This window comes from Metabacillus sp. RB-C-LZQ-3-1, assembly GCF_058315175.1.
On record NZ_JBZFLI010000014.1, the window covers coordinates 32,962 to 47,411 of the forward strand.

The 14,450-nt window shown below is 32.4% G+C and carries 17 protein-coding genes; 12 read left to right on the forward strand and 5 right to left on the reverse strand.

The window, feature by feature from the left end; genetic code table 11:
- The first annotated feature begins 170 nt into the window (after nucleotides 1-170).
- The 10 genes from AC4GZ8_RS19205 to xerS all read left to right on the forward strand — a co-directional run bounded on the left by AC4GZ8_RS19205 (nucleotide 171) and on the right by xerS (nucleotide 7,321).
- Nucleotides 171-1,373: a hypothetical protein gene (locus AC4GZ8_RS19205; RefSeq protein ID WP_491083511.1), complete on the forward strand. Its 1,203-nt coding sequence runs from the start codon at nucleotides 171-173 to the stop codon at nucleotides 1,371-1,373.
- Between the two features lie 229 nt (nucleotides 1,374-1,602).
- Nucleotides 1,603-1,875, forward strand: coding sequence for a YkvS family protein (locus AC4GZ8_RS19210; RefSeq protein ID WP_491083512.1), 273 nt, complete (start codon nucleotides 1,603-1,605; stop codon nucleotides 1,873-1,875).
- Between the two features lie 32 nt (nucleotides 1,876-1,907).
- Nucleotides 1,908-2,081, forward strand: a complete 174-nt coding sequence (locus AC4GZ8_RS19215; protein WP_491083513.1) for an aspartyl-phosphate phosphatase Spo0E family protein — start codon at nucleotides 1,908-1,910, stop codon at nucleotides 2,079-2,081.
- A gap of 26 nt (nucleotides 2,082-2,107) precedes the next feature.
- On the forward strand, nucleotides 2,108-2,626 hold the full coding sequence (locus tag AC4GZ8_RS19220) for a hypothetical protein (protein WP_491083514.1): 519 nt from the start codon (nucleotides 2,108-2,110) through the stop codon (nucleotides 2,624-2,626).
- A 149-nt stretch (nucleotides 2,627-2,775) separates the two neighbouring features.
- Nucleotides 2,776-3,138: a DUF805 domain-containing protein gene (locus tag AC4GZ8_RS19225; RefSeq protein ID WP_491083515.1), complete on the forward strand. Its 363-nt coding sequence runs from the start codon at nucleotides 2,776-2,778 to the stop codon at nucleotides 3,136-3,138.
- 366 nt (nucleotides 3,139-3,504) lie between these two features.
- The gene (locus tag AC4GZ8_RS19230; protein ID WP_491083516.1) at nucleotides 3,505-3,804 is read left to right on the forward strand and encodes a DUF3895 domain-containing protein; all 300 of its coding nucleotides are present in this window, start codon (nucleotides 3,505-3,507) and stop codon (nucleotides 3,802-3,804) included.
- A 24-nt stretch (nucleotides 3,805-3,828) separates the two neighbouring features.
- Nucleotides 3,829-4,518, forward strand: a complete 690-nt coding sequence (locus AC4GZ8_RS19235) for a hypothetical protein (protein ID WP_491083517.1) — start codon at nucleotides 3,829-3,831, stop codon at nucleotides 4,516-4,518.
- Nucleotides 4,519-4,650: 132 nt separating this feature from the next.
- On the forward strand, nucleotides 4,651-5,601 hold the full coding sequence (locus AC4GZ8_RS19240; protein WP_491083518.1) for a hypothetical protein: 951 nt from the start codon (nucleotides 4,651-4,653) through the stop codon (nucleotides 5,599-5,601).
- A gap of 192 nt (nucleotides 5,602-5,793) precedes the next feature.
- A complete protein-coding gene (locus AC4GZ8_RS19245) occupies nucleotides 5,794-6,174 on the forward strand; it encodes a hypothetical protein (RefSeq protein ID WP_491083519.1) in 381 nt (126 codons plus the stop codon).
- 67 nt (nucleotides 6,175-6,241) lie between these two features.
- A complete protein-coding gene (xerS, locus tag AC4GZ8_RS19250) occupies nucleotides 6,242-7,321 on the forward strand; it encodes a tyrosine recombinase XerS (RefSeq protein ID WP_491083520.1) in 1,080 nt (359 codons plus the stop codon).
- Nucleotides 7,322-7,358: 37 nt separating this feature from the next.
- Here xerS and AC4GZ8_RS19255 read toward each other — a convergent pair whose 3' ends face one another.
- The 3 genes from AC4GZ8_RS19255 to AC4GZ8_RS19265 all read right to left on the reverse strand — a co-directional run bounded on the left by AC4GZ8_RS19255 (nucleotide 7,359) and on the right by AC4GZ8_RS19265 (nucleotide 10,818).
- Nucleotides 7,359-7,685 (reverse strand): hypothetical protein, encoded by a 327-nt coding sequence (locus tag AC4GZ8_RS19255; protein WP_491083521.1) that lies wholly within the window; start codon nucleotides 7,683-7,685, stop codon nucleotides 7,359-7,361.
- A gap of 198 nt (nucleotides 7,686-7,883) precedes the next feature.
- Nucleotides 7,884-9,227, reverse strand: coding sequence for a putative bifunctional diguanylate cyclase/phosphodiesterase (locus AC4GZ8_RS19260; RefSeq protein WP_491083522.1), 1,344 nt, complete (start codon nucleotides 9,225-9,227; stop codon nucleotides 7,884-7,886).
- 199 nt (nucleotides 9,228-9,426) lie between these two features.
- Nucleotides 9,427-10,818, reverse strand: a complete 1,392-nt coding sequence (locus AC4GZ8_RS19265; RefSeq protein WP_491083523.1) for an MmcB family DNA repair protein — start codon at nucleotides 10,816-10,818, stop codon at nucleotides 9,427-9,429.
- Nucleotides 10,819-11,027: 209 nt separating this feature from the next.
- Here AC4GZ8_RS19265 and AC4GZ8_RS19270 point away from each other — a divergent pair, with 209 nt between their 5' ends.
- Together AC4GZ8_RS19270 and AC4GZ8_RS19275 are read left to right on the forward strand one after the other, a co-directional pair.
- Nucleotides 11,028-12,209, forward strand: a complete 1,182-nt coding sequence (locus AC4GZ8_RS19270; protein WP_491083524.1) for a hypothetical protein — start codon at nucleotides 11,028-11,030, stop codon at nucleotides 12,207-12,209.
- Nucleotides 12,190-12,894, forward strand: coding sequence for a hypothetical protein (locus AC4GZ8_RS19275; RefSeq protein ID WP_491083525.1), 705 nt, complete (start codon nucleotides 12,190-12,192; stop codon nucleotides 12,892-12,894). The genes AC4GZ8_RS19270 and AC4GZ8_RS19275 overlap by 20 nt, the downstream gene beginning before the upstream one ends.
- Before the next feature lie 37 nt (nucleotides 12,895-12,931).
- Here AC4GZ8_RS19275 and AC4GZ8_RS19280 read toward each other — a convergent pair whose 3' ends face one another.
- Both AC4GZ8_RS19280 and AC4GZ8_RS19285 read right to left on the reverse strand, forming a co-directional pair.
- Complete coding sequence (locus tag AC4GZ8_RS19280) at nucleotides 12,932-13,567, reverse strand: hypothetical protein (RefSeq protein ID WP_491083526.1); 636 nt, start codon at nucleotides 13,565-13,567, stop codon at nucleotides 12,932-12,934.
- Nucleotides 13,568-13,636: 69 nt separating this feature from the next.
- The gene (locus tag AC4GZ8_RS19285) at nucleotides 13,637-14,368 is read right to left on the reverse strand and encodes a M23 family metallopeptidase (RefSeq protein ID WP_491083527.1); all 732 of its coding nucleotides are present in this window, start codon (nucleotides 14,366-14,368) and stop codon (nucleotides 13,637-13,639) included.
- Nucleotides 14,369-14,450: the final 82 nt, after the last annotated feature.

Sequence of the window (14,450 nt, forward strand, 5' to 3'; positions counted from 1 at the left end):
TCTTGGAGTTCTAGCACTTATTATTGTGGTTGTTTATCGAATTCTAAGTAGAACTAAAAAATGAGATTAGATAAATCAAACAAACTATGAGAGTCAAAAGCTATTGGAATGTTTTATTGTTCCAGTAGCTTTTTTTATTTCAAGAACTAAACGTTAAGGGTGTATGACACATGATAAAACAATATGAAATTAATGCTAGAAATGAAGAAAGAAGATTTATTAGAGAATTGAAGAAATCACGATTTTTCTCAACTGTTACAGGTCAAATGAACATGGTAACGGACATTCAGAAAGATTGTATTGTGATTAAAACAAATAAAAGTGAGAAAGGTCTAGTTCTTTCTAGAAAAAAACTAAGATTAGCAATTTATTACACGTTTCATAAAAGAACTGCTACAAGAAAGTGTCTAGAGTCTTATAGTAATTACACAAGTGCCTTATTAGGACTCCTTTTTAAGATTTTTGAGGGAAGAGCATATGTTAAAAAATTAAAACACGGTTTACTGAGATTAACTTTAAAAGGTACTCGATTCATAGGCTCTGGATTAGAACGAGATCCAGCAGTCAGAAAGATATACAAGGAATTGGGAGGTAACTACCTTTTATTTAACTATTTCCATATCAGACATTCCAATTTTATAAGTATTTTAGAAAATGAGGATTGGTATTGTGTCATTGATAGTGGTGCTTATAGCGTATTCAAGCAAGGTCAAAAAGCTATGAAACAAAAACGAGAACGTATAGAACAAAATGAAGCTTATCAATTGAAGTTATTTGACGTAAATGAAATTCCCATGATAAGCGTAGAAGAGTATGCTGCTTTTATAAATACGTACAAAGACCATCCACGAATATTAGGGTTTTTTAACCTCGATGTGATAGGTTGTCCTGCGGCTACTCAACGTAATTTCAGTAAATTAAAAAGTCTTTGTCCTGGTGCGAATATTTATCCAGTATGGCAGTTTACAGATTCGTTGGATTCTCTTCAAAAACTAATAGATGATGGCGAGTATGAGTTAGTTGGCTGTGGTGGGATTGTTCCATTTCTTTCGAATAGAAAGCATATTGTAAGAGAAAAATTGGAGAAAGTCTTTAATCTATTCAAAGATATAAATTTTCATTTTTTAGGTGGAGCGGATGGAGAGATGTTGCTTCATTTCCCTTTTACCTCAACTGATACTTCTGCTTTTTTAAATAGTCGCAAATCAGCTAAACAAAGACAAATTTTTCTTCAAAACGGGAGAAGAGTAAAGGCTCCAGAAGAAATGACCACAACGGAGATCATTCGTCAGAATTTGAAATTCTTGATGAATCTCGAAAATTATTATAATAATCAGCAAATCAATTTATTTGAGAATGTTAGTATTGCATAGGGTTGCCGTCGGCAATCCTTTTTTTATTTTCCGATATAGTAAAATAGGCAAGAAGGGTTTACCTATAAGTCAAAAAATGTTATTCTTAAAGAAGTTACTTTTCGTTTATTTAACAATTCAAATTATAATTTAATATTAATAGAATGGGAGAACCCCACGGATAATGAGAATGACCTTTATAAGAGGACTTTCTTTATTCGTGGGGTTTTTTCTTTGGGAGGATTTTAAAATGAAAAAGAAAACACTTTATCCTAATAAGTATGCTTTAGTTGGAGATGTTATTCAATTTGAAAGAAATGATACTCTATTTATTGGTACAGTTGTTTCTTTACGAGAAAACTCTGTGATTGTCGAGTTAACCACTAATGACGCTGTTAAATTAGAGCTTGAAAATGAAAGAACTGTGGTAAGTCATAAGAAATACAAATTAAAAGAAAGATGTTCTAATCCACCTAGCCCTACTTTTTCTTATTTTGAATCTATGTGGACTGCGACAAAATAAAAAAGGTCTTTGACTCAAAAGGAGTGTCTACATTGAATAAAACATCTGGATTTGATTTATTGAATTATATAGAGTCTACACGAAATTTAATGATTCGGATAGGGTTACAGGAAGGACTTACTGATCCTAAGACGATAAAGGTTAGTCAAGAACTTGATAGACTTTTAAATATGCTATCAGAAGGTAAGAGAGAACAAATAAATTAAGGTTATATAGAATTTAGGAGGAAAATATGAAACGGTTATTTACGATTTTTTGTATTCTATTGGTTTTTCTATTACTTACTGGATGTTCATCTAAAAAACAAGCTTCCAATGGTCCTATTCCACCGGGAGCCAAACAACAACAGCAAGAAGAATCTGAAAGTGACGTAAGCAGCGAAGAGTTTGACAACTATTTCAATTCAGTTATCAAAAGTTCTAATAAGTCATTAGCAGTTTTTAATGATTCTGTAGATGGACTTTATACTGGTGATGTATCTACGGATCAATTTAAAACTATCATGAAAAGTCTTATTAACGACTCTAATAAACTTATAAATGATGTTGAAAAACATGAAATAGACCCATCATTTAGTGATGTTCGTCAAAATCTTGTTATTCAGCTTAACGGCATTCATCAATTGTTTTTGGATGCCATAGATATGGCGAACAATGATGAGATCGATAAGGATTATTTACGTACCACCTACTTAGAAAATAAGCAATTACAAGGGGATTTAGTGAATAGTTGGTTGATTAATGGAGAATAATTTATTGATTAGAGGAAACTAATTTACATTAATAAATTTTGGTTTAGGTAAAAAGGAGGTGATTTGAATAAAAAAACAAGGCGTTTAAAGCAGTAGGATAGTTATTAACTAATGTAGTGAAGAATAAAAATAATTAAGAGGTGTATTTTATGCAATGGTATTTAAAAGTATTAAAAAATTATGTTAATTTTAACGGTCGAGCAAGAAGAAAAGAATATTGGATGTTTTATCTCATACATACTCTTGCACTTATAACATTATTGATTGTAGACACATTAATTGGTATTCCTGGGTTACTAACTGGATTGTATTCATTAGCTGTTATTTTACCGGCTTTAGCTCTAACTGTTCGTCGGTTACATGACGTTGGGAAAAGCGGTTGGTGGATTTTGATCTCTTTCGTGCCATTTGTCGGAAGTATCATTTTATTAGTGTTCGAGTGTTTAGATAGTGACGAAGATAACAAATATGGTCTTAATCCTAAAACCTCTCAAACAAATGTTGCAGCTTGATTAAATACTATAATTATTTAAGCCGTAGGACTTATCCTCGGCTTTTTGTCTATATTGATTATTATGAAAGCAGAAGAGAGTTATGAGTGGTATATTTTAATCGATACATAAAATTTTCCCAAATTAGAGGTATAAATTATGGATTTTAAAAAATTAATGCTATACATAAATATATTAGGAATCTGCTTTCCTGTAGTTTTAACATATGTTCTAATCGCTAATATCGTCTTGAAACAACCAATAAAGCCAATCTCCATTGTCATTTTAGCTTTTGGTTATGTGGTCATGATTAAACGTAACCCATTATTCCGAGACTTATGGAATAAATGGTTCCCAAAAAAATAAAAGGGGTAAGGAGGATTAAGGATGCTTTCATATAAAGAAACAGAACTTATAAAAGATTATCTTAAAAGGAATAAGTCATTTAATTTAAACGACTTATGCAAATATTTAATTGATAATGGATCTAGTGCGGAATCATATTCCACTGGAAAACTTAAAATCTATCCACTTGTAGCTGTTTTTATAAAAACATTTATGGATGGTATCGAAAGTGAAATTTTTGAAAATAATGTGTTTTTCGTAATAAAAGGGGAATTGCCAGGCAATGTAGAATTTGAAAAGAAAGAATTACCGAGTGAAATTGGTCAGTTAAGTTTGTTTTAACTAAAAACAATAGGGGAATCTATTATGCTTATTCGATATAGAGACGACTTTGGTAAACGCTTTAAGAGTCTATTTGCTATGTATCCCGAAGCAAATATGAAGATGGATTTTGAAAGCAGAATAACAACACTTGATTTTAATTTCTTTGTTTCAGGAACTTTTATAGATGGTAAATCATTTAACAATGAAAAGTACGGAGAATCTAAAGTTTTTATTACTAATAAGGACTTTTTTAAAGGGTATGGCGGTTACGACAAAAAGTATGATGAACTTTATCATGCTCTTTATGCTATTAATATCCCATATACAGATTATGAATCCGAAGAATCTCAAACTAGAACTGTAACAGTAGATTCAGATGATACCATTGGTTTTATGACTGAGATAGAGATAAATCCCCTATTTCAAGATCACAAAATATCAAATGTAATGTTTTCAATGGCTTTAAGATATTTACAAAGACTTCATTTAAATCATATTTTGATCAAACCCTATCCTAAAGATATTGGGAAAGAGCGATATCGAGGGAAGAAAAGAGATATATTACGTTCCATTAATCTACTAATTGAATATTATGAGAAATATGCTTTTGAGATAACAGTAGGAGATTATGATTTGGAGCAGCCTTATATGATTTGCTGTTTAGATAATGTCGATGTTGAATCAGCCAGATATAAAATAAATCAAGATTTTAACGTGAATGGTCTTTATTAGAAAAGCAGGCATCTAGCATTCCTTGTTAAATCTAGGCCATTTTAATGTTTGTTATTATTACGAACACTAATTTATAAGCACGGTGAGTAAAATTTTTGAGCAAAACATATCGTTTAGCAAGGGATGATTGTAATGAAAAATGAACTAATACAGTATATAAAAGAGTCTAACAAAATGCTTCACAAAGCTAAAAAGCAATTAAACGAAATACGTTCTAAAGTGATAAATATACCAGATGAATGGTTTTATGATGACCTTGATGAAAGTTTAAGTGAAATGGAAATAATTAAATACTTATATTCGAAGTGGCTATTTTATGAAGAAGAAAAAACTAAAATTGAAGGAATAAGTAGTACTTTAGTGCATGATATTTTTGAAGGATTATTCTCTCACCCATTTAATGAACCACATTGGATAATAGAGGGAATATATGAACTTGAAGATAAAACAGGTATATTTTCTAAACATGTCTTTGAGGATATAAAAGAAGGAGCATATACTCTTGAAGAGTTTTTTGGAAAAGTAATACTCGAAGAAAGAAACAAAAAAATGGGGCATTTATTTAATTTGGATGAATATGAGAATCTTTATTTCAAGGGAATTAAACTGGAATATACAGATTCAATGTTTATTAGGGGTTATGTTCTTCCAATGGATATTTTAAAAGAAATCGATATAAGGACTCTACCAAAACAGGAATTTCCTTTTTTATTACCTACTGCAACAAGTATCATTAGTTCTAAACTTAAATGCCCCTCAATAGTTATAGAAGAAGTAAATGAAGACGGAGCTTTACTTAATATTTATATATATGGTGATGATTGGGATAATCCATTGAAATTAAATCATGTTTTAAAGGAGTTAAAATCATTATTTGATAAGGAAGAAAAACTAAAGGAGATAGATGAATTAACTCTAATATCAAGTAATTATGTGCTTCAATATCGATTAACCATTCCCATTTTCAATTCAAAAGAATTATATAACTATGTTAATGAATTGTTAATTGACTTAGAAGCGAAAGCATATGAAAAAGTACTGAAATTGGCAATGGATAATTTAGAAAACAATAAATCGAAATAGGACTATATTTTCGTAATATCTACTGTTATATAAATTAGGGGGAGAAAATACCTCTTTTTTTTGACTCTTAACCATCACGGTAAATGGTAATTTAACGAATAATTGAATAGACTAGGAGAATGTGTGTTTGGTATAATCTATAATAATAGGAAAATTATTAATAAAGAAAGAAACTAAAAGGAGAAATTTTATATGAATAATAACACACAAACTGTTAAGGAAGGCATTTTAGAAGCTAGGAGTACTTTGATTAATCGTCGTTTTGTAGGAAAGGAACTCGGACTTTTAGGAATAATTACTTTTGCTTTATTAGCATATCTATATTCGGAAAGTATCATTTCATTTTCACCAGCTATAGTTATCCCTCTTTTTATAATTTTGGTTGTTTTTATGAGAAAGCCAAAAGTTTATAAAATATATTCTATGGTTATAAGTATTATTTGGGGTATTCTTGCAGCAGCACTTGGATTACTGGTGGGATTTGGATTACCATTTTTTCTAGGAATACCTTTTTCTATTCTAATGTTTGTTGTAGGATTTAGATTTTCAATGAGAAAACATAAAAATGTATGATAATATAACTATTCGTTAAAATCCGTTTTAACGACAAATTTCGACATTGAAAAGGAGTGAAATGTTTTTGGAAGAACTAACAAGAGAAAAACAAGTACATCTCACCCGTTTACTCGATTTAGTAAAGGAGTTGCCAGAATATATTAATGAATTTGTAGAGGATAAATCCATAAGCAAATCCCCCTCTACCCTCCTTGCTTATGTACGAGAGTATCAGCATTTCTTTAATTGGGCCATTAAAAATAAAATAGTATTAAATGATGAAGATGAATTAGTTACAACCATTAAGAATGTTCCTCTCTCCTTCTTAGAGAATTTACGGAAGAAACAAGTTGAAGCTTATATTCGTCACTTAAACTTACGAACTAAAAACAATGCTAAAGCCATTAATCGTAAAATCTCAGCTCTAAAATCACTCTTCCGATACCTAACAACGCAAACGGAGGATGATGATGGTGAGTGCTATTTCTATCGAAATGTTATGACGAAAATAGACCTTTTAGATGATAAAGAAACTGAAAAAAGTAAAGAAAATAACATGGCAGATAAAATTTTACATAATGATCATGATTTAAGATTGCTTGATTTTATCAAAAATGAGTATCAAAGCAGGATTACAAATAAGCAAATTCAATACTTTAAACGTGATAAAGATAGAGATTTAGCCATCATATCCCTATTCTTAGCAAGCGGTGTTCGAGTAAGTGAAGCTGCCAGTCTTAAAGTATTGGATATTGATTTTGAAGAACGCTATATGAAGGTCATTCGAAAAGGAAATAAAAAAGATACCATCACACTAAAGAAATTGGCTATCCCTTACCTTGAAAGATACCTAAGTGTCAGAAAACAACGCTATAAAGCTACAGGGGACGAAGAAACGATGTTTTTAACACTTCATAGGGGTAAATGCAATCCAATGTCTGTTAGAGCCATACAGAACCTTCTAGACAAGTATACGATGGCTTATAATCAAAAAGAGGTGTCGCCTCACAAATTAAGACATACTTATGCTACTAAATTGGCTGAAAGTGGAGTCCCTTTACATGTGATCCAGCATCAACTAGGGCATTCCAATCCTAAAACCACATCTATTTACATGAATTCAACATTAAAGGAAATGAGAAAACAAATAGATAATGCGGAATAAAAAAAGGCGAGCATTTCCTCTCGTCTTTTTTATACTCCTAAATAATATTTAATTCTTTAAGTAGCTCTTCATAATCATTACAGGCATCTTCCAGAACTTCCCAATACCTTGTTTCATCAAGAGATGGCAACCAATTATATTTATTTATGAATTGGTTAATCAATATTTTTTGTTCTTCTGTAGAGTTGTTAATATAATGTGGTGTTAGGCCTGAGCAAAGCGCAGCGAATCCACATTTATTAATGATCCCATCTACTTCGATTAAACCACTAAGATGATTGATGTTCGATTCTTTCAATAAATTAAGTCCCAGGCTTTTCTTTACCAGTTTTTCGATCCGTAAACATAAACCTAAGTGATCCATGAACGACCCCACTTTTTTATATTTTTTTATAATATTAATAGAAATCGAATTCAATATTCAACTTAAAGGTACGCTTTCCGTATACTTAACATTTGATAATATGATAAATGTTATACAGTCTAGGTAGAGTAAGCCCTACCTCTCTTACTCCTTTCCACCTCCGAGGGTGGTCCTTTTCCCTAAACCATCACAGTCCCATTACATAGATTGTTCATTATAGCCAATCACTCCACTCTCACTTATAAGAGCTAAAAATTCGCTTGCGATTATAGGTTTATTTAATAAATAACCTTGTACCTCTTGGCAACCTTGTTTCTTTAGATACTCCAGTTGATGTACTTTCTCTACTCCTTCTGCTACTACATTTAAACCTAGCTTTTCTGCAAGTTTTAAAATAATGCTTGTAATTTCTGCATTGCTGCCATCTTCTTGAATGTCATTAATGAAGGATTTATCTATCTTTAATGTTTGAATCGGTAAACCCTTTATATAACTAAGCGAGGAATAACCCGTACCAAAATCGTCGACTGCAATATGAAATCCCATTTTTTGAAGGGTTCTCAATTCTTTAACAGCATCTTGTGATAAGAGTAAACTTTCGGTTATTTCTATCTCTAACCATGAAGTAGGCACCTGATGAACTTCAATTATCTTAATTATTTTTTTCGTAATACCCGGTTTCTGGAACTGACGAGCTGAAAAGTTAATGGCCACTCTTAACGGATACACACTAATTGCATTCCACTTTTTAACTTCTTCACATGCCCTATTTAGCACTATTTCGCCTAACTGATGAATTAACCCCGTATTTTCGGCAATAGGAATAAAATCAGCGGGTGAAACCCTTTTATTATTCCTCAACCGAATAAGAGCTTCTGCCCCTGTTATAAGCCCCGTCATAAGCGAGTATTTAGGTTGAAAGTATAAATCTATTTCTCTATTTTCTAATGCTTGCCTTAATTGTAATTCAATATGAAAATGTTCATCTGTAAAGGTCCGCATATGAGGCTGGAAAAACTCAAAACCCGTTCCAGACTTTTTTGATTCGTACATTGCTAATTCCGCAAAGCAAATGAGAGTTTCTACACTTTCACTGTGTTCTTTATATAAGCTGATACCAATACTCATACTTAAATAATAAGTTTCTTTCTTGATTGTAAAAGGTGTTTCAAATGAACGAATAATTTTGGAAACAGTGAGTTCAATGCTTCTTTTATCCATCAAATTTTCAAGAACAATAAAAAATTCATCTCCCCCTGGTCTTACAAGGAGAACGTTATTACCAAGAATGGCTTTTAATCGACTGGAAACGCTCTTAATTATATCGTCACCTAAACTATGCCCTTTAATGTCATTTATATCCTTAAACCGATTAATATCCATTGAGATAACAGCTAAGATCATGTTAGTTTTATTTGCTCGGTGGATTGCTTCGGTTAAGTATGATTCTAAATGCAATCGGTTAGGTAAACCGGTTAAATAATCATAATTCTCTTGATACCTTAACATGGTGCAGAGAATTGAATTTAGCTGTGTATCCAAGCTTTCCAACCTCCCTTTCTTTTCAAAACAAAAAGGAGTACCCCAAAACAGTTGCACCTATAGCTTTTAATAAAAAGCTATAGTGCATTTTTCTGCTTTGTAGGGTACTCCTATTAGCCGTTTTTAATTGTATACCTAATTATACTATTCAGACTATATCTATATCAATGTTTTTCCCTAAATTTCAACATTTTTCCGATTAAAACCCTTGAATGTATTTCCTTGATAAAAAACGATTTATCCCTATTATCGTTTCTTTTCTATTTCCATTAGCCTGACATTGTAATTTGCAATCAGAATGTTCCTCAACGTGTAAATTCCCTTTATCAATCACCCAATACCCTGCTTTTGACTTTTTATCATCTAAACTAATCGACCGTCTTTGCTTTTTTTCGAGGGCAAAGTAGAATTCGTCACAGTATGTTAAATAAGTATCCCATTTGGTATCTTGGATAAAGTCATTACGTGAAGCTTTTACTTCCACCACGATTATCTTTTCGGTAGCTGGATCATATGCAATTACATCTACTCTTTTTTTATTTTCCAAAGTAAATTCAGATGCTACGACATATCCTTTATCATAGAGGAATCGCATTACTCTATCTTGTAGTTTCCCATGTATCTCTAGCTCACTATCTGATAAATAGTTGGTTATATGTACTTTTTCGATAAAGGATTTAGGGGATTTCTTTTTTAATGAACGAATTTCTTTTTGCAATTGTTTTTTCTGTTCCTTTAATTTTTCTCTATCCTCATTGACCTGTGCCATTACACTATGGAAATCAGAAGAAAGACCCTCTGCATTACGAAAAGAATCACTATGGTATGAGTAACCTGTAATCTTATACGCCTTCTCTTCATCCCAATAAATAGGCCATCCCCTTTTTATACGAAGTTGTAAATCTTCAGCTAGTGCATTTAAATCTTTTATATAGTAAACATAATTTTGTTCAGAGTATTCCAAAATTCCTTTTTTACGTAAGTTCTTTTGCCATCTATAATCTATTCTTCTCGATAAGCAGAGTTTAGGCTCATGATTCATTCTTTGATATTCATCACGAGGATTTGAGAATCCGATATGTTCTAGAAAAAAGGTTTGCACAACTTTATCATACTTTTTTATAAACGAATACTGTTTTAGTATTTTCTTTTGTAGTTTATCAATCTCATTTTCTTTATCACTTAGGTCTTTTTCCTTTCGTTCTAACCAGGATAATTTACTTGATACTTCCTTTTCAAATTGCTCAATCCTCTCTCTTTTTTCCCCTAATGCTTTAATAAGTGTAGCAAGGGTATCACGTTTCATAGTTGGAAAAGAAGCCTGTAAGACCTCTTCCAAGCCTTTAAAATCAGATTCTTTGATTAAAGGAGCAAAAACAAGAGATTTTAAACCTAACGATTTCATTTTTTCAAAGGCTGATACTGATATTTCCCCTTCTACTTTTACTAAATAATTAGCATAACGAGAAATTCTTTTGGCTTGATCTATGGTGATATGATGTCTTTCAACTAACCCCTTTGGTTTAACTCCTTTTTGGGATTCGATAATAAGCATTTCACTAAATGTATCCGTACCATCTAATCGAGGCATTGTGCTCCCCTTTCTCTCAAATTGGTGTCCCGAACACTAATATACTCATTATATACGGTAAATGCTGTAAAAACACGTATCCTTAACCAAAATAATTCACTAAAATATTGACTTTTTTTGCAATTAATTATATAATTATAATATCAAAAAGTGTAATGTCATTTGATTTTGTTATATATAATTTACATGAAAAATGGTGGTGAATGAACATGTTAAGAGATTTACTTTGGGCTGCTGAAGCTAAAATGAGTTATGACAGAGGAAAAGACACAGGTTTAGCGGGGTTGTTTGGAATTGGATTAGTTATTTTATGCGTTTGGAAGTGGAATGATATTATCCATCCTTTATTGACGAATATAGGAGTTATCAGTTTTGCAGACAAGATTGGTCTTGTTTACGAAGGTGCTTCCGAAATGACGTTATTACGTGTAATAGGATTTTTTATAGCTTTATGTTTAACACTTGCAGTGATCGGGGTTGCACTTTTAGCACTATTTTTTATCGTATGTGGAATTGTTTATGCTGTAAATCAAAATCCATTTCTTAAATGGTTATTACGGTATACATTAATTCTCCCACTTAAAGGGGCATTGTATGCAGTGTTATCCCCTATAATATTAATCGAACATATTATTATTCGTATGTACCGATGGTTGAATCCAAAGGGGTATGCTGAAAGAAAAGCAAGGGCAGAAGAAAAACGATTAGCGTTTGTTAGAAGATTAGATAGAAAATTAATTAGTTTTATTAGAGGTTTATGGCCAAATGAAGTAAATCTAGATGAAGCTTTTTTACGCTTGAATCGTCTACCTATGAAAGGTGATGATAACTTTTTAATCGGAATTACGAAAGATGAAAAAGTTTATATGCTTGTTCCATCTCCTTATTATTGGAAATCACAACCCATCTCTGTTAATAATGCTTTAGATGACTTTGATTACAGCCAACTTTTTCATAGTTCTCAAGAAATTACCGAAAAATACTTTGATGGATTGCGTTTGGAGTTTTTAGAAACGGATAAGTATGAGTTTGTAAAAGAAATGAAAGTAACAAATGAACAAAAGAAAGGTGAATATAACAAAGTACCTCTTTCATCAATCGAAAAAATTTATGAAATAAAAGAAGAAAAACGAGTTCATTTCGATAATCAATTTAAAGTTTATGGTCAGGTTCGTGCCTATATTGAATATACAGACTATATCCAAAAGCGCTATTTATATAACCTTGAAAGGTTGGCTAGTTTATCTGAAACCGTTGATAGTGTTCAATATCCACATGTTATGCGTGAGTTAGTTAAATATTCTGCGAGTAATGCGGATATGATTGCTTTAATGAAAAACGGAAGTGCAATAAAGTGGGAAGGAGAACAACGTGAAGAAAGAAGAGTTTAAAAAAATATTAGAAAAACATAAAAAGCATATTACAACTGTAAGGCAATGGGATTTGTATGCTAAGAAGCATACACTCCCTTCTTCTCAATCACTAATATCTGTTTTTGGAAGTTGGACCATGTTGAAAGAGGAATTAGGTCTAAAAGATACTGATAGGAAAACTGAATTAATCGAGATCGCTTCAAAACATTTAGATATGTTTACTACAATCGAACGTTGGAATAAATATGCAAAAGAAAATGACATACCGAACGGTTATACTTATATTGCCTATTTTGGCTCATGGAATGCTGTAAAGGATAAGTTGAATTTGTCATATTCAACACCATACCCTTCAGCAGAAGAAAAAAAGGAAGAAATGATTTCTGTCTTAAAAGAACATGGAACTGAATATAAAGACCGTACCGAATGGGATAAGTATGCGAAAGAACATAGTTTACCTACGTATAAAACAATCAGAAGGTATCTCTCGTTGCAAGAAGTGAAAGAGATTGTACCAAAAGAGATTAAATACAACTATTCCAAAGAAGAGTTAATAAAAATTGCTAAAAGAAATTTCGAGCATTTTTCTAGTATGGGGAAATGGAATAAATATGCCATTGAACATGGTTTGCCTAATGCAGCCACCTATCATAGAAAGTTTGGTAGTTGGAAAAAAGCAAAGCTAGAAGTTTTTGGAGACTAATAAACCCCATCATAATCATTATGATGGGGTTTATAGCTTATTTAGAGTTTTCAATAATATTTATCATATCCCAGGCAGAAGTTGTAATGGAGTAAATTGCATCATCACCATGTTCATGTTGAGTTCCGGCACTTTCAAAAGTAAGGAGTATAGTCACTTCTAAGCCATCTGAATATATGAGAGTTACAAGAGCTTCATCACCTTCTATACCAAACACACCTTTTTCCGTTTCATATCCTACTTTCGTTAGTTTACCATCCCTTGATATTTTGTTTATCAAGGTTAATCCTACTTCATTCTTATCAACTGTATCTACTTTAAATAGATCACTTGATATTACTTCTGGTTGAAAGGCTTGAATAAAAAGGTCTACGTCCTTCATAAGTATAGTCGCAAAGAGAAACTCCACTACCCCTTTTTTCTGTCTATAATGGGCAATTACTCCTTCATCATGACTATCTAAATAACCGGTATCCACATTTTTAGAACTTAACCACTTGTAAACTCTCTCTTCCTCCGAGGTTACTGTTTTTATATCCGACAATACTTGTTCTTTTGCTGAAACTAAATTAAGCATTTCCACATCTTTTTGACCATAGGAATACCATAATAGCAAAGCTATCACGCCAACTATAATAGCGAAGATACTACTAATCTTTATTATCGTTTGCATTCAATCACTCCAATATTAAGACATAGAACAGAAAAGGATAGAGCTTGAAATATCCAAGCTCTATCAATTTTAAAACTGAATAAATAATACCGGGTTCATCCTATTAGACTTCGAAACATTCCAACTACCTTTGTGTATTTCAAAGTGAAGGTGCTGCCCTGTACTGTCTCCTGTATTCCCCATATTCCCGATAAACTGTCCTTTTGTTACGGTTGCTCCCGTTTGTACAGCTCTATCTCGTAAATGAGCATATAGAGTTTCGTATTGTTGTCCTTCAACATTATGTCTGATAATGATGCAGTTTCCATAAGAAGAAGATACATAGGAACGAACTACAACCCCATCTGCAACGGATACAACGGGAACTGTTCCAGCCTTAGCAATATCTACCCCACCATGAAACTTACCCCATCTCGGACCATATCCTGATGTAACAGAGCCAGTTGTAGGTCGCATAAAGGCTCCTGCAGTCATTGGAGGCATATCACCCTCAGCAGGTTTGTACACAGCCTCTGCTCTAAATTTTTCAGCATTAGCTAAAACTTTATCAACATACCAATCTGCGTGATTATATTGCCAGATAGCTTTTCTTGCGTCAGCGCCATAATTATTCTTTGATAGATAATAAGCAGCGGTATGAATAGCATCTGCGACACTCCACGGATCTGCCTTCCCATCGCCATCCCCATCTCTACCATATCCTCGACCACTAGCTATTACAGAAAGACTAGTAATATCAACACTAGAACTTACAAGTCCTCCACCAATGTTATATTTCCATCCAACCCACGTAGCGGGCATGAAGTAGGGTAAGAACCCGGCGCCTTACCATATTGCTATGGTAGGTTTCCAAGAACTCCCCTCCGAACCGTACGTACACCTC

What these genes read in the sequence shown, in the direction of transcription:
- AC4GZ8_RS19285 (WP_491083527.1), bottom strand. Translation starts at nt 14,368, where the DNA reads ATGCCCGCTACGTGGGTTGGATGGAAATATAACATTGGTGGAGGACTT.
- AC4GZ8_RS19230 (WP_491083516.1), top strand. Translation starts at nt 3,505, where the DNA reads ATGCTTTCATATAAAGAAACAGAACTTATAAAAGATTATCTTAAAAGG.
- AC4GZ8_RS19210 (WP_491083512.1), top strand. Translation starts at nt 1,603, where the DNA reads ATGAAAAAGAAAACACTTTATCCTAATAAGTATGCTTTAGTTGGAGAT.
- AC4GZ8_RS19280 (WP_491083526.1), bottom strand. Translation starts at nt 13,567, where the DNA reads ATGCAAACGATAATAAAGATTAGTAGTATCTTCGCTATTATAGTTGGC.
- AC4GZ8_RS19205 (WP_491083511.1), top strand. Translation starts at nt 171, where the DNA reads ATGATAAAACAATATGAAATTAATGCTAGAAATGAAGAAAGAAGATTT.
- AC4GZ8_RS19255 (WP_491083521.1), bottom strand. Translation starts at nt 7,685, where the DNA reads ATGGATCACTTAGGTTTATGTTTACGGATCGAAAAACTGGTAAAGAAA.
- AC4GZ8_RS19270 (WP_491083524.1), top strand. Translation starts at nt 11,028, where the DNA reads ATGTTAAGAGATTTACTTTGGGCTGCTGAAGCTAAAATGAGTTATGAC.
- AC4GZ8_RS19235 (WP_491083517.1), top strand. Translation starts at nt 3,829, where the DNA reads ATGCTTATTCGATATAGAGACGACTTTGGTAAACGCTTTAAGAGTCTA.
- AC4GZ8_RS19265 (WP_491083523.1), bottom strand. Translation starts at nt 10,818, where the DNA reads ATGCCTCGATTAGATGGTACGGATACATTTAGTGAAATGCTTATTATC.
- AC4GZ8_RS19225 (WP_491083515.1), top strand. Translation starts at nt 2,776, where the DNA reads ATGCAATGGTATTTAAAAGTATTAAAAAATTATGTTAATTTTAACGGT.
- AC4GZ8_RS19220 (WP_491083514.1), top strand. Translation starts at nt 2,108, where the DNA reads ATGAAACGGTTATTTACGATTTTTTGTATTCTATTGGTTTTTCTATTA.
- AC4GZ8_RS19245 (WP_491083519.1), top strand. Translation starts at nt 5,794, where the DNA reads ATGAATAATAACACACAAACTGTTAAGGAAGGCATTTTAGAAGCTAGG.
- AC4GZ8_RS19240 (WP_491083518.1), top strand. Translation starts at nt 4,651, where the DNA reads ATGAAAAATGAACTAATACAGTATATAAAAGAGTCTAACAAAATGCTT.